This window comes from Sphingomonas sp. GW821-FHT10F11 (assembly GCF_058809095.1).
This window is the reverse complement of record NZ_JBXASH010000007.1, coordinates 111,502-129,935: the sequence shown is the minus strand read 5'-3', so window position 1 is coordinate 129,935 and position 18,434 is coordinate 111,502. Positions and strand designations below refer to the sequence as shown.

The 18,434-nt window shown below is 67.1% G+C and carries 18 protein-coding genes; 8 read left to right on the top strand and 10 right to left on the bottom strand.

The features are described from left to right. Positions 1 to 14: 14 nt before the first annotated feature. The 4 genes from AC1RT8_RS19215 to AC1RT8_RS19200 are packed head-to-tail and all read right to left on the bottom strand — an operon-like array spanning position 15 to position 4,769. Positions 15 to 1,415, bottom strand: coding sequence for a sugar transferase (locus tag AC1RT8_RS19215; protein ID WP_493077514.1), 1,401 nt, complete (start codon positions 1,413 to 1,415; stop codon positions 15 to 17). After that, positions 1,412 to 2,572: a glycosyltransferase family 4 protein gene (locus AC1RT8_RS19210; RefSeq protein ID WP_493077513.1), complete on the bottom strand. Its 1,161-nt coding sequence runs from the start codon at positions 2,570 to 2,572 to the stop codon at positions 1,412 to 1,414. The genes AC1RT8_RS19215 and AC1RT8_RS19210 overlap by 4 nt, the downstream gene beginning before the upstream one ends. Beyond that, positions 2,569 to 3,702, bottom strand: a complete 1,134-nt coding sequence (locus AC1RT8_RS19205; protein ID WP_493077512.1) for a glycosyltransferase family 4 protein — start codon at positions 3,700 to 3,702, stop codon at positions 2,569 to 2,571. The genes AC1RT8_RS19210 and AC1RT8_RS19205 overlap by 4 nt, the downstream gene beginning before the upstream one ends. Next, a complete protein-coding gene (locus AC1RT8_RS19200) occupies positions 3,699 to 4,769 on the bottom strand; it encodes a hypothetical protein (protein WP_493077511.1) in 1,071 nt (356 codons plus the stop codon). The genes AC1RT8_RS19205 and AC1RT8_RS19200 overlap by 4 nt, the downstream gene beginning before the upstream one ends. 146 nt (positions 4,770 to 4,915) lie before the next feature. On the opposite strand from AC1RT8_RS19200, the gene AC1RT8_RS19195 reads away from it, so the two are divergent. The 8 genes from AC1RT8_RS19195 to AC1RT8_RS19160 are packed head-to-tail and all read left to right on the top strand — an operon-like array spanning position 4,916 to position 13,350. Continuing rightward, positions 4,916 to 6,316 carry a B12-binding domain-containing radical SAM protein gene (locus AC1RT8_RS19195; RefSeq protein WP_493077509.1) on the top strand — a complete coding sequence of 467 codons (1,401 nt, stop codon included), beginning with the start codon at positions 4,916 to 4,918 and terminating at the stop codon, positions 6,314 to 6,316. Then, positions 6,313 to 7,128 carry a class I SAM-dependent DNA methyltransferase gene (locus tag AC1RT8_RS19190; protein WP_493077507.1) on the top strand — a complete coding sequence of 272 codons (816 nt, stop codon included), beginning with the start codon at positions 6,313 to 6,315 and terminating at the stop codon, positions 7,126 to 7,128. Before AC1RT8_RS19195 ends, AC1RT8_RS19190 begins: the two co-directional genes overlap by 4 nt. Then, entirely contained in the window at positions 7,125 to 7,931 is an 807-nt protein-coding gene (locus tag AC1RT8_RS19185) for a class I SAM-dependent methyltransferase (protein WP_493077506.1), read from the top strand. Before AC1RT8_RS19190 ends, AC1RT8_RS19185 begins: the two co-directional genes overlap by 4 nt. Next, positions 7,928 to 9,436, top strand: coding sequence for a B12-binding domain-containing radical SAM protein (locus tag AC1RT8_RS19180; protein ID WP_493077504.1), 1,509 nt, complete (start codon positions 7,928 to 7,930; stop codon positions 9,434 to 9,436). Before AC1RT8_RS19185 ends, AC1RT8_RS19180 begins: the two co-directional genes overlap by 4 nt. Then, complete coding sequence (locus tag AC1RT8_RS19175) at positions 9,433 to 10,104, top strand: class I SAM-dependent methyltransferase (protein WP_493077503.1); 672 nt, start codon at positions 9,433 to 9,435, stop codon at positions 10,102 to 10,104. Before AC1RT8_RS19180 ends, AC1RT8_RS19175 begins: the two co-directional genes overlap by 4 nt. 1 nt (position 10,105) lies before the next feature. Next, positions 10,106 to 11,206 (top strand): amidohydrolase family protein, encoded by a 1,101-nt coding sequence (locus tag AC1RT8_RS19170; protein WP_493077502.1) that lies wholly within the window; start codon positions 10,106 to 10,108, stop codon positions 11,204 to 11,206. A 15-nt stretch (positions 11,207 to 11,221) separates the two neighbouring features. Further along, positions 11,222 to 12,610, top strand: coding sequence for a hypothetical protein (locus AC1RT8_RS19165; RefSeq protein ID WP_493077500.1), 1,389 nt, complete (start codon positions 11,222 to 11,224; stop codon positions 12,608 to 12,610). After that, complete coding sequence (locus AC1RT8_RS19160) at positions 12,607 to 13,350, top strand: TylF/MycF/NovP-related O-methyltransferase (protein ID WP_493077499.1); 744 nt, start codon at positions 12,607 to 12,609, stop codon at positions 13,348 to 13,350. Before AC1RT8_RS19165 ends, AC1RT8_RS19160 begins: the two co-directional genes overlap by 4 nt. 7 nt (positions 13,351 to 13,357) lie before the next feature. Here AC1RT8_RS19160 and AC1RT8_RS19155 read toward each other — a convergent pair whose 3' ends face one another. From AC1RT8_RS19155 to AC1RT8_RS19130, 6 genes are all read right to left on the bottom strand, one after another. Beyond that, the gene (locus AC1RT8_RS19155) at positions 13,358 to 13,708 is read right to left on the bottom strand and encodes a cupredoxin domain-containing protein (RefSeq protein ID WP_493077498.1); all 351 of its coding nucleotides are present in this window, start codon (positions 13,706 to 13,708) and stop codon (positions 13,358 to 13,360) included. 16 nt (positions 13,709 to 13,724) lie between these two features. After that, positions 13,725 to 15,011, bottom strand: coding sequence for a nucleotidyltransferase family protein (locus AC1RT8_RS19150; protein WP_493077496.1), 1,287 nt, complete (start codon positions 15,009 to 15,011; stop codon positions 13,725 to 13,727). A 114-nt stretch (positions 15,012 to 15,125) separates the two neighbouring features. Beyond that, positions 15,126 to 15,833: a TorF family putative porin gene (locus AC1RT8_RS19145; protein ID WP_493077494.1), complete on the bottom strand. Its 708-nt coding sequence runs from the start codon at positions 15,831 to 15,833 to the stop codon at positions 15,126 to 15,128. 7 nt (positions 15,834 to 15,840) lie between these two features. Next, on the bottom strand, positions 15,841 to 17,115 hold the full coding sequence (locus tag AC1RT8_RS19140; protein WP_493077492.1) for a S8 family peptidase: 1,275 nt from the start codon (positions 17,113 to 17,115) through the stop codon (positions 15,841 to 15,843). Next, positions 17,112 to 17,741, bottom strand: coding sequence for an anti-sigma factor family protein (locus AC1RT8_RS19135; RefSeq protein WP_493077490.1), 630 nt, complete (start codon positions 17,739 to 17,741; stop codon positions 17,112 to 17,114). The genes AC1RT8_RS19140 and AC1RT8_RS19135 overlap by 4 nt, the downstream gene beginning before the upstream one ends. A 9-nt stretch (positions 17,742 to 17,750) precedes the next feature. Then, complete coding sequence (locus AC1RT8_RS19130) at positions 17,751 to 18,302, bottom strand: RNA polymerase sigma factor (protein WP_493077489.1); 552 nt, start codon at positions 18,300 to 18,302, stop codon at positions 17,751 to 17,753. Positions 18,303 to 18,434 lie beyond the last annotated feature (132 nt).

Genomic DNA, 18,434 nt, shown 5'->3' with positions numbered 1-18,434 from the left:
AGGATATTGGTGAATCAGAACGCGTTGTCATGGACCAACACGCGGAAAGTCCGGCCGATGATGGCGATGTCCCGCCAGATCGACCAGGATTGTAGATATGCAAGATCGGAGTCCACGCGGCTCGCCAGTTCATCGGCGTGGCGGATGGAGCCGCGATACCCTCGCACTTGGGCCAGCCCTGTCATTCCCGGCTTGACCGCATGGCGGTCCCAGTAATGCTGCTCTAGATCCCAGAACAACGCGTCTTCGGCGCGCGATTCGAGGGCATGGGGGCGTGGGCCGACGATGCTCATCTCGCCACGCAGCACGTTGAACAATTGCGGCAGCTCGTCGAGGCTGGTGCGCCGGATGAAACGGCCGACCCGGGTCACGCGATCGTCGCCGCGCAGCGTCGAGACGGCACCGTCACGGTCGCTCGCTTCGCTACGCATGCTGCGAAACTTGTACATCGCGAACAGCCGGTTGCCCTGGCCGATGCGACGCTGCACGAACAATACCGGTCCCGGGCTTTCGAGGCGCACCGCCAGCGCGGCCAGGGACATCAGCAACAACGTCACCGGCAATGTGATGAAGACGATCGCCAGATCGAGCGAGCGCTTGAGTCCGCGGTCACTCTGGCTGAGATGGCCGAGCGACACCATGGTTGTGGTGTGGCCGCCATAGCTATTGATGCCGAGCGCGTGCATCGCATCGAGCTCGGGCATGATGATCTCGACATTCACCCCGGCGCCGCGCAGCGCTTCCGACCAGAGCCGACGTCGCTCGGGTGGGCAGGCGATGATCACCCGGTCGGTGCCGGCGATGCGCCGCCCGAGCCTGTCGAGCATCGTCGGATCGTCGCGGCGCGGCAACAGACCGAGCAACGCTGCATCGAGTATGACGCTGTCGGGGCCTGCCGGCACCGGTACGCCATCCATGATGATGGTTTCGTGCAGGATCGAACAGGGGAACCAGCGCCGCGAGAATCGTGCGAACACTCGGCGCGCGGCGGCAAGGCTCAGCAGGCCGAACAAGGTCGACAGCGCGAGCGCGAACCGCGACAGGCTCGGCCCGGCGCCGAGGTAGAAGGCCGCGCCGAGGATAAGGCCCATCGCGATGATGAATGACATCAGCGCACGGTTGCGCCCCTTCGGCATCGCGTCGTGCACGGCCTCGCCGAGCTGGAAGGCATGGCCGTTGGCGGCGACGACGAGATAGATCGGCACGATCACCGACAACAGCCGCCCGAACTCGAACCCGAAGCCGGTGCCGAAACGGAGCACCGTCGCTGCCACCACGGCGACGAGGATCGCAACCAGATCGAATCCGATCAGCAGGATGCCGCAGCGCAGTCGCAGTGGACGCTTGTCATTGATGACCGGGGCGTCAGCGTGCAGCGCATTCTGCTCATGAGCGGCAAACGACAAATAGTTCATACCACGCCTCCCGCGATGGCGCGGTGGCGTGTGGCTGGAGCCTCGCGTGGGTAGGGCTTCGCAGCGCCGGCATAAAGCGCACGGAATCGTGCTGCCGTGTAATCGGCATCCTGGTTGAGGGCGCGGCCCTGCGCGGCGCGGGCGAGGCCAATCCTTTGGCTCTCGTCTTCACTCAGCCCCACGATCGCATCGGCCAGGGTGACGACGTCGCCGACCGGCACGGCGCGCGCCGCGTCGGGCGCGTAGTCGGCGATATGGCCGACCGTGGTGCCGACCGTCGGCACGCCGGCAATCGCCGCTTCCAGTGTGACCATCGGCCCTGCTTCGTGACGCGAGCTCATCACCAGGAGATCGGCGCGCTCGAACCATGGACGCAGCCGATCATGGGGGAGGGCGTCATGAAAGCGCACTTGTGCTGCGAGCCCTTGCGCTGCGCTCCGTTGCTGGATCGTGCCGCCCAATGTGTCGCAGCCGATGATGTCGAGTTCAAACGGCACGCCGAGATCTCGCAGTCTGGTCATCGCGCCGAGCAAGGTCGCCTGATCCTTCACCGCATTGAGGCTGGCGACGTGCAGCAAACGGATCGGGCTGGCCCGGTCGCGGCGACGCGGCGGTCGCAGCGGCCAGCGGTCGAGCGCGACGCCGAGCGTTACCGGCTCCGCGGTGATGCCGGCGGCGACGGCCTGGCGGCTCATCGCGACGCTTGGCACGGTGATCGCGCTGGCTGCCCGGAGCGCGACGCGCAGTTTGAGGCGAGCGGCAAGCGTCGCGCGCGTGCGATCCGGACCATGGCCGAGATGGCCAATGTCCTGGCCGGGTAATGTCAGGATCATCGGCACGCCGAGCAAGCGCGACGCGAGCGCCCCGACAAAGCCTGACGGTACCGCCCAGAAGGCGTGCAGCATGTCGAAGCACCCGTGCCGATGTTCGTCGCGCAGTGCCGACAGCAGCGTCCGATACGAACGACTGCTTCCGGCATTGTGCACCGTCGCGCCGAGCAACGGCCAGCTACCGGGGGTCGCTTCCTGGCCGAACGCGAAGACGTGAACTTCGTCGCCCGCGCGCACGAGGCGCTCGATCAGCCACAGCAGACAGGGGATGACTCGCTCGGTGCCGCTTCGGTCGACTCCGCCCGGGGTGAGGATCGCGATCTTCATGGCCGCGTCGTCGATGTTGCGATCGCGCGATAGGCGGCCATCAGTTGCGCGCCGATCGCGTCGAAGGCGAGATGTCGCTGGAAATGGGCGCGCACCGCCGCACGCGCGGCATCGCGTGGGCGTTGCGCCTGGTCGATGATCGCTGCGGCCAGCGCGTCGGCATCGCCAACCGGCACCAGCGCGCCGAGCGCACCGTCGCCGGTCAGCGTGCGAAAGGAGGGGATGTCGCTGAGCACCGGCGTCATGCCGCACGCCAGTGCCTCGATCAGCGCATAGCCCGAGCCTTCGCGCCGGCTGGTTGAAACGAACAGATCGGCCGCTCGACACAAGGTTTCGATCGCGGGGTGCGGCACCGTGCCGAGGAGATGGATATGCCCCGCGAGCCTTGGGTCCGCGCGTAGCAACGCCTCGATTTCGCCGAACAGGCCGATACCGGTAAAGGCGCACCACACATGCAGATCGGGGAGAGTAGCGAGGGCGGTGCGCACCCCGTGCAGCATCGTCAACGGATCCTTGTTGGCGTCGAGATGCCCGATCCACAGCAGCGCCGGCGCGCCATATATCCCGCAGGCGCCCCGCGCCGCGTCGCGGTCGCCCGGTGTGAAATGGCTCGACGATTCGGGCACTTCGAACAGCTGGGCCGAACTGGGCAATTGGCGCCGGCGCAGAAAGGGTTCGGCCTGCGCGCGCGAGGTGAAGGCGACACCGGCGATCTTCTCATGCCCCCAGGCGCGCAAGCGTGCGCTGCGCCCCTCAGCCCGACTGGCATGGTCCTGTACCAGCACCGGCGCACCCGCCGAACAGGCAGCGCGGACGTGGAAGGGGAAATCGAGCCCGTTGAAATGCACCACATCGGGCCGCACGCGGCGGATCGCCGCGCCGATGCGCCAGGGCATGATCCCCGAGCCATTGCCACGCTGCCACCGCGGCTCTGCGACGAATCGGTAGGTAACGCCGCGTTCGCGATATTCACCTGGGACTCGGCTCGCCTGGAGAACGGTGACATCGGCACCGGCGTGCGCGGCCGCATCCGCCGAGGCGGACAGGGTCGGCCATGCGGCGAGCAGGTCGGCTGGCGCGCGCCTGCTCTCATCGATTACGCAATTCACCTGGACGATCCGCAAGGTCACCGTGTCGCCCCGCGCAACAAGGGGAGATTGTCGGCGAGCAGCGCGATCGCGTCGTCGGGCCGGTCGGACAGGGTCAGCGACCAGCCGCCATTCTGCGTCAGTGCCGCGACGGCGGCGGCGATCTCGTCGGCGAGCAAATCGAAGCCGGGCTCGAGCGCGGAGAAGGCGCGCACCGCTTCCACGGAGTCGAGCCGTTGCAATGCGGCTGCCTCACCGAAATGCAGCAGGCACAATGCGGCTTTGTCGGCATGGCGCGGCGCCGGATTGCCACCGAGCACGACCGCAGTTTTCAGCTTGCCATTGCGCAGGCGGACGGGGCCTTCGGATGAAGGCGCATCGTAGGGAAACAGATGGATCGGGCGTGGCAGGCCCCACACGCGCGGGTCCGGACCGGCCTCGACGAACACGATGTCATCGGATAGCGGCGCGAAACCGGCGCGCTGCGCGGCGAGCGTCAGGCAGCTCTTGCCCGCGCCGCTCGGGCCGGCGAGCAGCAGTGCGAGGTCGCCCGCAACGAAACCTGCCGCATGCAGCGGTGCTCGGCCACGCCGCGCGACCAGAAACAGCAGGAGCGGCTCGAGCACCGCGCCGCACAGCCGGTCGACGTCATTACACAGGAGAGGCGAGACGCGGCACGATCCCCGGCCGAGTGCCGCGTCGGCGCGCACCACGAAGTCTGCACCGTCGATCTCCAGGCGCGCGGTATCGACGCGCGGCGGTGATGATATTGCCGATCGGGTCAGTGCCGGGTCGACGGTGAGTGTCAAGTCGAGTTGCCGGGCTTCGTGGCCGTTCGATACCGGCGGCGCGTCGCACAGCCCGGCCAGGGTGTCGAGCAAGGCGCACGTGTTGCTGCGCACCGCGAACGAGACGCCGAACAAGGAGAAATGCGCGATCTGTTCGGCGTCGGCCTTGGGCCGGGCATGCACCGTCGGCCGCAGCGCCCCGACCGGCGCGCGGTCGAGCGCGCCGGTAACGATACGCTCCCCTGTCCACGCTGCCTCGATGACGCCCTCCATGCGCGGCCATTCCTCCCGTTGGTGGCGCGCCACGGATGAAAGGTTCATCGGAAGAACCCGGCCTGGTGTGAAAAAAGCCATCGCCTTTGAACCACGCCGTGGCCGCTCCGCACTAACCGGGGTCGGCCTGCTGCCGACTGGGCGCTCGTCGAGTCTGGCGCCGGGCGCGGCTGGCGACGCAGGCGGGGTGCAACGTGATCCTCATTGCTCATTCCTTCTTCCTGCAACGGGATCCGAAACAGTCCGGTCGGCAGAAACCCTATCCGCCGCTTGCGACGTTGCTGGCGGCCGCGATCCTGCGCGAGGAAGGTCATGCGGTCGCGTTGTTCGACGCCACGTTCGAACCGGACACCGCCGCGTTTGCCGCTGCGCTCGATCGCGTCCAGCCGGCGATCGTCCTGCTGATCGAGGACAATTTCAACTTCCTCACCAAGATGTGCACCGAGGTGCGACGCGGTGATGCGCTCGACATGATCGCGACCGCGCGGCGTCACGGCTGCCGCGTGGCGGTCAATGGACCCGACGCCTCGGATCATCCCGAGCTTTATCTCGCCGCCGGTGCCGACGCCGTGATTGCGGGCGAAGGCGAACTCGGCGTCACCGATCTCGTCGCCTGTTTCCAGCGCGGCGACGACTCACTCGATCAGGTGACCGGCCTGACGATCGCGGACCCGGTCACCGGCCACCGCGCGACCCGCCCGCGCGCGCGGTTGGAGAATCTCGATGCCCTGCCGTTGCCGGCCTGGGACCTCACCGATGTCGCTGCCTATCGCACCTGCTGGAATGCCGCCCATGGCTATCTGTCATGGAATGTCGCCGCTTCGCGTGGCTGCCCCTATCAATGCAACTGGTGCGCCAAACCGACCTTCGGGCGGCGTTATACCCAACGTTCCCCGGCTGCCGTCGCGACCGAGCTGGAGCGACTCAAGGCCGAAGTCGCGCCCGATCATATCTGGTTCGCCGACGACATTTTCGGCATGACCGTGCAGTGGATCGCTGACTTTGCCGGCGAACTGAAGCGGCGCGATGCGCGCATCCCGTTCATGATGCAGTCGCGCGCCAATCTGATCGATCCGCCGGTCGCCGAGGCGCTGCGAGCGGCCGGAGCGGAAGAGGTCTGGCTCGGCATTGAATCGGGCTCGCAGCGTATCCTGGATGCGATGGACAAGGGCACGCGCGTCGAAACCGCGCGGCTCGCCACGCGCACGCTACGCCAGCACGGCATCCGTGTGGGCTGGTTCCTGCAGCTTGGTTATCCTGGCGAGGAGTGGGACGATATCGTGCTGACCCGCGATCTCGTCCGGGATGAAGCGCCGGACGATATCGGCGTGTCGGTTTCCTACCCGCTGCCCGGCACCTTGTTCCACGATCGCGTCGTCGCCGAGCTCGGCACGCGGCGCAACTGGCGCGACACCGAAGAGCTGGCAATGCTGTTCCAGGGCACCTTCGTCACCACCTTCTACCGGATGGTGCGCGACGCGTTGCACGCCGACGCCGCGAACGGTGGGATCGACGAGGGCGTGTGGCGAGACCTTGCACGGCAGGCGACAGCATATCGCTCGCCAACGCCGCTGCGTGTGACGATGCCGGCATGACCAGCCTCGCCAGTATCGAGCTGACCCCGGCCGGCGCGGCGTTCGACGCGATCGCGGAGAGCTTCGACACGCGCTTCGGCAACTGGCTGAGCGTCGCAGCGCAACGCAGTGCCGTGCGTGCCGCGCTGATCGACGCCTTTCCGACTGGTGCCCGGCTGCTGGACATCGGCGGCGGCACCGGTGTCGATGCCGCCTGGCTGACGGCGCGGCGCCGTAACGTGCTGCTGACCGATGCCTCGCCAGCAATGGTACGCGCGGCGCAGGCGAAGCTTGGAGATGCGGCGGCGGAAACCTTCGCCGCCGAGCAACTCGACCAGCTCGCAGCGCGGGGCGAACGCTTCGATGGCGCCTTTTCCAATTTCGCTGCGCTCAATTGTGTCACCGATCTCGCACCGGTCGGGCAGGCGCTCGCGCGCCTGGTTGAACCGGGCGGCAAGGCGCTTCTGGTGGTGTTCGGTTGCAGCTGCCCGGGCGAAATATTGGCCGAGGGGCTGCGCGGTCGTTTTGCCAACATGCTGCGCCGCCGTCGCCGTAGTGCCGTGCCGGCAACGCTGGGCGGGCGACATTTCACGGTGCGCTACCATCGTCGACGTGACGTGGTGCGTGCGCTCGACCCGTGGTTCCGGCTGGTCCGCACGACCGGCATCGGCGTGCTGGTGCCGCCCAGCGCCGCTGAACCATGGATTTCCTCGCACCCCCGCCTGGTCGCCTTCCTCGAACGGATCGATCGTGTGATCGCCAGGCCCATGTGGGTTTTCGGCGACCATGTGCTGTACGCGTTCGAGCGTCGTCCTGAAGTCGCGGCGCCATGAGCGCGGCGCAATCCGAGGCGCTCGACCGCTTCCGCCATGATTATGGCGCGCACCGCGCTGCCGAAGGGCGCGGCTATAGTGGCGACGACCTGATCGGCCTGCCTTATGTGACGCGCGGGCGCTGGGCCAGGCAATGGTCGGTGCGGGCACGCAGTTTCGATGCGTTCGTCGCGCGAGTGGTTGTGCCGCTGCGCCGCGCTGCCGGGCGGTCGCTCCATGTGCTCGATCTCGGCGCCGGCAATGGCTGGCTCAGCTACCGTCTTGCGCTCGCAGGGGACAACTGCGTCGCGATCGATATCCGCGACGACGACGTCGACGGGCTCGGCGCGGCGGTGGCATTGCAACGGCGCGCCCAGTTCGCTTGCGTGTCCGCCTCGTTCGATATGCTGCCGGTCGCCGACGGCGCTGCCGACCTCGCGGTGTTCAACGCCGCGCTGCATTATGCGACAGATCTCGCGGCGGCCTTGCGCGAGGCGGTGCGCGCGGTGCGACCCGGCGGCGAAATCGCCATCCTCGACTCGCCCTTTTATGCCAGGGCTGCGGACGGCATGGCGATGGTCGCCGAAAAACATGCCCAGGCGGCGAACCGCTTCGGCGCCCGTGCCGATTCGCTGCTGGCCTTGCCGTTCATCGAATATCTCACCGCCGAGCGGCTTGCCGCCGCCTCGTCTTCGCTGGGCCTGACCTGGCATCGCCGGCGCGTCCGTTACCCCTTGTGGTACGAGGCGCGTCCGCTGCTCGCGCGGCTACGCGGCCAGCGACGCCCATCGCGCTTCGACCTGTGGACGGCGCGCGTCGCATGATCGTCTTCGTCAATCCGCGCGCCACGCGACCCGGGAATCGCCGCTTTCCGCTCAGCCTGATGGCAGTCGGTGCCGCTTTGCCCAGCGAGATCGAATGGGCGATCGTCGACGGTAACCGCCCGGGGATCGATCCGTTGGCCGAAATCGGTGCGATCGTCGCCGCGCATGCCGACGGCCCCGATCCGGTGCGGCTCATTGCGTTGACGGCGATGCCCGGGCCGCAACTGGTCAGCGCCGTGCCGCTGTCGCGGGCGCTCAAGCAACGGCATCCCGACATCGCGATCGTGTGGGGCGGCAATTTCGGCAGCCTCTATCCCGCGCCGGTGCTCAACGCGCCTTATATCGACTGGCTGATCCGTGGTCAGGGTGAGCAGACCTTCGTCGAGCTGCTCGCGGTGCTCGATGGCACGCTTGATCCGCATGACGTTCCCGGCCTTGCTTTCCGCGAGGCAGACGGAACACATCATATCGGCCCGGAGCGCCAATGGCTCGGCCCGGCCGAGCTACCCGACCCGCCCTATCACAAGATCGACGTCGACGATTATCTCCACCCGACCTTTCTCGGCCGGCGCTCGGGGGTCTATCAAGCGTCGATTGGCTGTCCCTATGCGTGCAGCTTCTGCGGCGTTATCTCGGTTTTCGGGCGCCGCGAAAAGGTTCAGCCGCCGGCGCGTACCGCCGAGCATCTCGCGCATCTCGTGCGCCATCACGGGATGGATTCGGTCCATTTCTACGACAACAACTTCTTCCTGAGCGAGACGCAGGCGCGCGAGATCGCGACCGCGTTTTTGCCGCTCGGCATCCGCTGGTGGTGCGAGGCGCGGGTCGACGCGCTGGTGCGTTTTTCCGACGACACCTGGCGTGCGCTCAAGGCGGCCGGCCTGACGATGATCTTCTGCGGCGCGGAATCGGGTTCCGACGAGGTGCTGCGCAAGATGAACAAGGGCATCACCACCGATCAGATCAGGACCGTCGCCGCGCGCACTCGCGTCCATGGCATCATCCCGGAATTCTCCTTCGTGTTCGGCGATCCGGATTCGCCGGAAGCGGAGATCGCCAGGACGCTGAACTTCATCCGTGAGTTGAAGGCGATCAATCCGGCGATGGAACTGATCAGCTATTTCTACACGCCCACGCCGCAGCGCGACGCGACCTACGGCAATGTCGATCCGCTGACTGGCACGCCCGCATCGCTCGAGGACTGGATCACACCGGAATGGGTCGACTGGATGACCCATGAAAATCCCGACACGCCTTGGATGGACCGGCGGCTGAAGGCACAGGTCGAGAATTTCGAGCTGATCCTCAAGAGCCGTTTCCCCTCGGTCCATGATCGCCGCACCCGGCCCTGGGGCAAGCTGGTTGGCCAATGGCTCGCGCGCCGGCGATGGGCGGCGGGGGACTATGCCGACCCGCAACTGCTGCGCCATGTGCGGCGGCTGGCGCAGCACACGCCCGACGACCGCCAGGCCTATGGCCATTTGCGCCCGGCCGGTGCCGCATGACCGCGCTTGCTGCCCGTGAGGCCTATCGGCTGTGGGCGCCGACCTATGTTTCGGAGACGGCGATCACCGCGCTGGAGTGCGGGCTCGTCGACGCGATGACACCGCCATTGCGCGGCCGGCGATTGCTCGATGCGGGATGCGGCACCGGGCGGCGCCTGCGCGGCACCGGTGCGGCGTCGATGGTCGGCGTCGATCTGTCGCCGGAAATGCTCGACGCGGGCGATGTCGCAAACGATCCGGCGATCAGCTTGCTGGTCGGCGACGTGCGCGCACTGCCACTCCCCGGCGCGGCGTTCGACATCACTTGGTGCCGGCTGGTGATTGGCCACCTGCCCGATTGCGTCCCGGTCTATGCCGAACTGGCGCGCGTTACCGTGCCCGGCGGTATGGCGATCGTCAGCGACTTCCACCCCCGCGCCCATGACGCGGGCCACCGCCGCACGTTCCGCAGCGATGGCGTGGTTCATGAGGTCGAGCATCATGTACATGCGCTGACCGACCACCGCGCGGCGGCGGCCATGGCCGGCCTTCATCTGGTGGAAATTCGCGAGGCAGCCATCGGCCTGGCGGTGCGGCCTTTCTACGACCGCGCCGATCGCCTCGCTCTATACGATGAGCATGTCGGCTTGCCGGTTGTGCTCGCGCTCGCCTTTCTGCGGGAGGGTTGAGATGCGCCTGCTGCTCATCGACGACCATCGCCGTGTCGCGATCGAGGGCGGCGTGATCGTGGAAGCCGAGGGCCGCTTCGACGCAACGCTCGATTGCCGCGACGCGATCGTCCGCCCCGGGCTGATCAACGCGCACGACCATCTCCATCGCAACCACTATGGCCGGCTCGGCAACCCGCCCTATGCCAATGCCTATCGCTGGGCGGAGGACATCCAGCGCCGCCACGCCCGAGAGATCGCGCTCGGCCGGCTGTGGCCGCGGCGTGCCGCCTTGCTCGAAGGTGCCTGGAAGAACCTGTTCGCCGGGGTCACGACCGTCGTCCATCACGATCGCTGGGAAGGCGATTTCGATGCGGATTTCCCGATCCGCGTCGCCCGCATCGCCAACGCGGATTCACTCGGCATGTCCGGTCTTCCCGACGCCTCCAGGGATGCGACCTTTTGCCTGCATGTCGCTGAGGGCGTCGACGCCGCAGCCGCGGATGAAGTCCGCACGCTCGATCGCGCCGGCGTGCTCGGTGCCGACCTGATCGGCGTGCACGGAGTCGGCACGGACGCCGACGGGATCGCGCGCTGGCGGGCGGCCGGCGCGGCGTTGTGCTGGTGCCCGTCCTCCAATCTCTTCCTGTTCGGCCGCACCGCGCCGGCGGAATTATTCGCTGGCGGTGTCGATGTGCTGCTCGGCAGCGACGCGCTGCTGACCGGCGCAGGCGATCTGCTCGACGAACTCCGTATCGCACGCCGCCTTGGTTTGCTGGGCGATAGCGGGCTCGCCGCTGCGGTCGGGGCGACTGCGGCGCGGCGGCTGGGTCTGCCGGCACCCGATCTCGCACCAGACAGCGCGGCCGACCTGCTTATAATGTCGCGGCCGCTCGGTACGGCGAGTGCCGCCGATGTCCAGTTGGTGATGATCGGCGGTCAGCCGCGTGTTGCCAGCACCGCTTTCGCCGAGATTCTCGCGCCGCTTTTCCCGGGCTGCCGTCCGTTGCGACGCGACGCACTGCGCCGGTGGGTTTGGGGCGAAGCCCATGACGAGAGCGAAGCCGCTCACGACGACAATGAAACGGGCACGCTGGCCGCAACCAGCGGCCACCTGCACTGAACAAGGGATCGAGACATGCGAAAAGATCGCCGCCATATCGTCCACGCCTCTTGCCTCGCGCTGAGTGCCGCCTGGGCAGTACCGGCATGGTCGCAAACCACGCCAGCCCCTGAAACCGCCCCGGCCGGGCCGGTTGATCAGGCGCAACCGCCGGCATCGGCCACGCCGCCGGCACCGGATGGCAGTCCGCCGGATTCGCCGTCGGACTCAGGCACCGATATCTTCTCGAAGAACACGATCACGGTCCTGCTCGATGCCCGGCTGGTCGGGGCGGACGGCTCACGTTCATTTGTCGATGGCGGGCTCGGCAAGACGCGATTTTCCGGCGGGTCGAATGGCGATTTCCGCGTCCGGCCGCTACCCGTGGAAGCAGATCTGATCTGGCAGCCACGCTTCACCAATTCGCTCAGCGCGACCGTGTCGGGCGCGTGGCAACGCGACCAGGAGAATGACTTCGACCTGCTCGAATCCTTCGTCACCTTCAATCCGCCGAGTAGCGGCAAGCTGCGATTCTCGGCCAAGGCTGGACTCTACTGGCCGGAGATCTCGCTCGAACATGCGACCGGCGGCGCGTGGAGCACCGTGTACACCATCACTCCTTCCGCAATTAACAGCTGGGTCGGCGAGGAGGTCAAGGTGATCGGCACCGAGGCGACGGCGTCGCTCAGTCTCGGTGAGCATCAGGTTTCGGCGACCGCCGGCCTGTTCGGCTTCAACGATACCTCGGGCACCCTGCTGTCGTTTCGCGGCTGGGCGTTGCACGACGTGAAGGCGACCGCGTTCGGCCACTTCCAACTGCCGCCGCTCAACCCGTTCATCCGGCTGCTGCAGCAATCGGAGACGCGCTCGCTGATCGATATCGATCATCGCGTCGGCTATTACGCGCGGCTCGAGTGGCGTCCACCAACGCCGTTCACGGTCAACGTCTTCTATTACGACAATCGCGGCGACCCGCAGGCGTTCGAGCCGACCGGCCAATGGGGCTGGCGCACACGCTTCTTGAACGCAGGCCTGACCGCTGAACTCGATTCCAGGACTCGCGTGCTGATGCAGGGCATGACCGGTGCGACTCAGATGGGCTTCAAGACCAACGGGCAGGTGTGGGTACATACCCGCTTCCAGTCGGCCTATATTCTGGTCACGCACCAGATCGACAAGGTCGCCATCACTGGCCGGATCGAGGCGTTCGGCACGCATGAGATGGGCAGCGAGATGTCGCCGCGTGAAAGCGAGAATGGCTGGGCGCTGACCGCCGCCGCGCGCTGGACGATCAGCAACAATGTGACCGGCTTTGCGGAGGCGCTGCACGTGCGCAGCGATCGCGGCGTACGCACGGACATCGGCCTTCCGGCGACCGAGCATCAGAACGTCGTGCAGTTCGGCCTGCGCTTCAGGCTCTGGTGAAATCGAGCGCAAAGGTGGCGGCCGGCGGACTCGCGCAGATTCCGCGCCCGCTGCTTTATTATCGGACATGGGCACAGGCGGTCCGTGCGTTGCTGGCGCGGCGCGGCGCGATGCTGGCCAATCTCGATGCCGGTGGCCGGGCCGATCTTGCGACGATCCACGCCACGCGGGCGCTCGTTCCGCTGTTGATGCACGATGCCACTGCATTGCATCTCATGCTGTGCGTCCGTGCGGCTGCGGCAATGGGTGGTGTGATGGCCGAGGCCGGGGTGTTCATGGGCGGCAGCGCGCGGCTGATCTGCGCGGCCAAGGGTGATACGCCGCTTCATCTGTTTGATGCGTTCGAGACGCTGCAGCAACCGGCAAGTGGCGAACCCGCGCCGGACGAGAGTGAGGTGCGCCGTCACTTCGGGGCACTGCACGCCCGCCAGGACCAGGTAGCGCGCCTGCTCGCCGGCTATCGTGGCGTTTCATTCCACCCCGGTGTGTTTCCCGCGTCGACCCAAGGCTCCGAAGGCGAGCGTTTCGCCTTCGTGCATGTCGATCTCGATTTGCCGCGCGGCATCACCGATGCGCTGGATTTCTTTCATCTCCGCATGGTCGCCGGCGGCATCCTTCTCATTGATGACTATGCCGATGCCGCCGTCCGGCGCACCGTCCAGGCCTGGTTCGCCGGCCGGCGCGACACGATCTTCGTGCTGCCCTGGAATCAGGTCATGGCGATCAGGCAGGGCGACTGATCGCCGCTTAGGGCGCGACGATCAGCGTGCCACGCATCGCCACGTGCAAGGTGCAGAAAAAGGCGATGTTGCCCGGCTTTTGCAGCGTCAGCTTTGCGCTCTTGCCCGGTGCGATCCGCAGGTCGAAACTGTGATCGCGCGCCGTGGCGGTATGCAGCACGGTGTCGCGATTGACCCAGATGATCGTGTCGCCGACCTTCAGGCCGGTGGGAATCCGGCCATAGCTCATATTGGCCATGGTGATGGTATAGGACTGGGCCGCCGGTGCGGCCGGCGCGGTGCCGGCCAGCGCGAGCGAGGAGAGCGCGACGGCGGCGAATGCAGCGTGGCCGGCGGCAACCTTGAACATCGTCTTCATGTTGAGCTCCAGTTTGTCAGTTGGGGATGGCGGATGAGGGCGATACGCGGCGCAGCAGTTTCATCGCCCGCGCGCGATAGATTCTGGCGATGTCGCCCAAGGTCCCGGCATTGGTAGGAACGATCTCGACGAGCAGCTGCCGCGCCAACCCAATGCCCGAGCGTTGCCAGATGAACTTCTCGGCATAGGACTGGCGCGCGACCCGATGGGCCGTCGCCGGGGTCAGGCGCGCAACCAGCTTGCGCAAGCGCATAGGCGCCTCCTCGTTGCAGGCGGTGAGGACGTTGGCCGGCACCGTCTCCGGGGCAAGGCGGTCGCACATCTGCAACGCCGCATAAGCCATGCCGAGCGCGCCGGCCGATCGTGCGGTGTCGACAAAGGCGGGCCAGCTCAGCGCACCGCTTCCCGTATCGTGGCGAATGACCAGGATGAGCTCGATCAGTCGAATGAGGTTGAGATTCTGGAACCCGCAACCGGCATGGACCGCGAGATGCAGCAGCAGCAGGGGCTGCGGCAGCGCCGCCGCGCCGCCGGGCATGGGGTTCCATACGTCATCGAGCCGGGCAATCTGCGCGCCGGGCGCATAGCGCCGGTTGAGCGATGTCTGCACGTCGACCGACCAGGGGTCGCGATAATGTACGACGCTCAACGATTGCGGCAGGTCGTTCGTCTCGGGCCTGCGCCAATCGCGCTGTGCCGGGATGCCCCGGCCGGGCGGTCCGGCAACATAGCCGAGCTGCGCTAGAACCGCTGCTGTTTCGGCCTCTTCCACCGGTGCGACAAGCAGATCCACATCGGACATCGGCCGTGCGCCCGCCTCGGGGAAATAGCATCGCGCGGTGTGCAGTCCCTTGAGCAAGGTCGGTCGTACGCCCCGCGCGACCAGCGCTGTCGTCAAGCGCCCGGTTTCGTCGGTCAGAGTGGCCATGCGCAGCCGGTTGTGACTCAGGTGCAGCCACAACAAGGCGGCGACGCCCTCGTCGGCAGCGAGCAACCCGCGTTCGAGCCATAGGCCGAGCAGCGGCCCCGTCCCGGAGCTGTAGGCCGCGATGCCGATCGCCATCGGTGCGCCCATGATCCTTGCTTTTCGCCCGGCGAGGACCGCAGTGATCGCGTCCGCGATGCTGGCGACGCCGACCTGCCAGTCGGCGACGGCTAGCTCCGGCCATAGCCATGCCGGATGGCCCCGCCGTGCGGCGAGAGCCAAGCGCTCGCGCACCGCATCGCGCGGCAGGTCGAACGCGTCCAACTCCAGCCCGACCGGCCCGGACGCTTCCACCAGGGATGCCAAGCCCGCGATCACGCGTCGTGATCGGCGAACGAGCGCGCGGCGATCGGGCGGGGCATGCGGATGATCTCCCGGTGCGGCTGGCGGTAACCTGCGTAGGTCCCGTTGCCGGCCGTTCCGGTTCAACCGTCAGAAAACGTGGCTGACCCCAACGACCAATGCCGTGCGCGCATGCGCGTCGCCGTCGTAGAAATCGGCGCTCGGGCCTCCGCCGGACAGCGCGGCGTGCAGTTCGAACCCGTGAAGCTCGCGCGCCAGGCTCAGCCGCCAGTCGTATTGATCGCGAAAGCGCGAATAGGCGGGGGCGAGCTCGAGGTAGAAGAGTCGGCCGGCATGGGCCGAAAGATGCCATTTCTCGCTGCGGACGATCGCCACATCGACCTCGCCGTACAGCGTTCTCGTGCCGGGCCGGAAATAGTCGGGCGCATAATAGACTCGCGCGGAGACGCGGTGGCGGGTCAGCCCGACGAAGATCTCGGTATAGTGGGCAGTGCGTGCGCCGGAATAGCGCGAGGTGAACTGCGTGCGCTGCACGCCGACATCTAGCGACAGCGCGGGATCGAGCCGTACCGCATAGCCGATATCGCCCTGCAACCGCGTCAGGCCGGCCTCGTCGCCGACGAGCTGCGCGACCGCCGCGGCGTCGACATAGATGCCGCTGGGGTGATCATAGCCGATGCTGAACGTCGCCACCGGCTGGCCGTTGCTGAGCGAGCGGCCGCGGAAACGATCGTCGCTCTCGACCGATATGTTTCCCGCGACCTGTCCATGGGCGGCAGGGCCAAGGAAGATGCCCAGCGCAGCGACGAGCGCAGGCCATGTCGGGCGAGTCGCCACATCCGCCCTATTTGCGCGCGCTGTGCCCCAATTCACGGGCCAGGGTGCAGGAGCAGTCGCAGCCGTTGAAGGGACCCAGCAGCGAGGCGCAGGCGTCGATCGTGCCACCATGCGGGCGCGATGCCGCCAGCGACTGGGGACTAGCCGCTCGGCGCCGCTCGCGAAGCAGGGCAACGAGCCCGCTGACATGAGCCGCCGAATAGGAGCTGCCATTGACGAGATACCATTTCCCTCCGGGCTGCGTCGTCGGGATGTCGCGGCCCGGCGCACCGTAGACCAACGCCGGGAGCGACTGCAAAGATTCGTCACCGACCGCGATCACGCCCGCTTCGAGTGCCGGGAAACCACCGCGCGCGAGAGCAGGATCATAGGCGGCGACGACGATCGCCTTGCGCGCCAGCGCGAGGTCGACAAGCTTGGCGAGCAGTATGTCAGGCGGGCCGCTGAGGCTGAGGTTGATGACCTGGGCATTATGGTCGATGGCATATTGCAGCGCCTTGGCGAGGCTCAGCGTGTCGCACAGGGTCGGGCCGGCAGCAGCGCTTCCCGTCTGCCAGCAGGCGCGTAACGCCATCAGCCTTGCGCCAGGCGCGACGCCGGCGATGCCAACACCATTGTCCGCCCTCGCCGCGATCACGCCGGCGACGCCGGTCCCGTGCTGCTCGGACGGCAAGGGGCCGTTGACGACGAAATCCTGCGTCGTGACGAACTGCCCCGCGAGGTCGGGGTGGCTGGTCTCGATCTTGCTGTCGATCACCGCGACGGTCACGCCACGCCCGGTGGCGACGCGGTGCAGATCGCCGAGCCGCCAGGCCAGCGTCGCAGGTTGCGCGGCGGCAAGCGGGTCGCCGCCATGCACCGCGCCGCCGCCACGCGTCTGATAGATCTGCATCGGTTGCGACCAGACCACTGCACGGTCCTTCGACACGCGGGCGACCGCAGCCTCGACGCTGATCGACGCCGGCACGCGCATCACGTAGCAATCGACGCCGACCAGCGGCATCGGCCAGCCATCGATAAGTTCGAAGCCCTCGCGACGGGCGATGCGTTGTGCGGTGCGGCGTCGCGCGGCGCGCGACATGCTGTCCCCATAAGTGCCGCCATAGCCGGAATTGGGGCGGATATGGGGGGGCGATAGCCGCAGCATGACGAGGATCTGCCGCGCGTCGGCCGACACGGCCGGCGGCGGGGCCTGTTGTGCTCGCGCCGGCGACAATGCCAGCGCGCAACAGGGCAGGAGCAGGGCTGCGATGAGTGCATGGGGGATTGCGCGATGGCTCATGGCCGTGGGTTCTCGTCGATCGGCTCGGCCAGTACCATGCCTGACGTGCCGCGCAGCCGCGTCAGCGCGGCGGTGCGCTGCGCCTCGGCGACGTGCAGTACATAAGCGCCCGTCACGGTCGGCCCGTCGACGATCCGCGCATCGGCGCTGGCGAGTGCTGCCTGCACCTGGCTGGTGGTGACCTCTGGCTCGAACTGGACGATGATGTTGCCGGCTTTGGCCGTCGGAGCCGCGCCGAGCACCTGATAGGCCGGGGCCGGAGCCTCGTGCCGGGCCGGCAACAGCACCGCGACGATCAGCGCCGCGGCGGCGAGTTGCGCGCCGATCGCCCACCCGAACGACACCGGGCGGCGCAACAACCTGACCGGCGCGCTGGCACGCGGCGGCAACCGCGTCATCCGTTCACGCATTGCGCTCCAGCCATGATCGGTGTCGATACCCAGTTCGGCGATCTGCGCCGAAAGCGCGTGCTCACGCTGCAGGTCGGCGGCGCACTCGGCGCATTGCGCAAGATGCGCGTCGACCGCCTCACGCTCGGCCGCGTCGAGTGTGCCGTTGACGTACCAGGGCAGCAGCCCCTGTGTCTTGGCATGCAGTTCGTCCTGCAATCGAATGATCTCGCCCATGATCCTGTCCTAGACCCAATCCGCCAATTCGCCCGCCAGCCGTCGTTTGAGATGGCGGCGCGCGTGAAACATCCGCGTCTTCACCGTGTCGACCGGACAATCCATGATCTGTGCGATCTCACGATATCCCATTTCGTGGTAATAAGTGAGATCGAGAACCGTCCGGTGATCGGGCGACAATTCCTTCATGGCCAGTTTGAGCAGTATCTGCGCCCTGTTCTGGCCCATCACGTCCTCGGGGCTGTCCGCCTCGCTGGCGAGCGCGTCGAGATCGCGATCCTCGACCGGCTCGTCCTGACGATGCACCCCTTTCATCGCCTTGCGATAGGCGATGCCGAAAATCCATGTCGACAGCTTGCTGGCGCCGTGGAACGAGTCGGCCCGTTCCCACACCACCATCATCGTGTCGTTCAACACCTCTTCGGCCAGCTGTGGCCGCCGGATGAAACGCAGCAGGAAACGCGTCAGCCGCGGATGATAGACCCGGTAAAGCTCTTCGAAGGCCGCGACATCGCCGGCGCGGACGAGCGCCAGCAGCCGCAATTCCGCCTGGTCTGCCAAGTTCCCCGATCCCGTCGGGTTTGCCGCTGTACCCCGCCCGTTCAAGACCTACTTTTCCATTTCCCGACGCGCGTTAGTGCTCCATATCCGCCGCGAGGTTCATGCTGTCCACAAGCTCTGACGGCTCGTGCT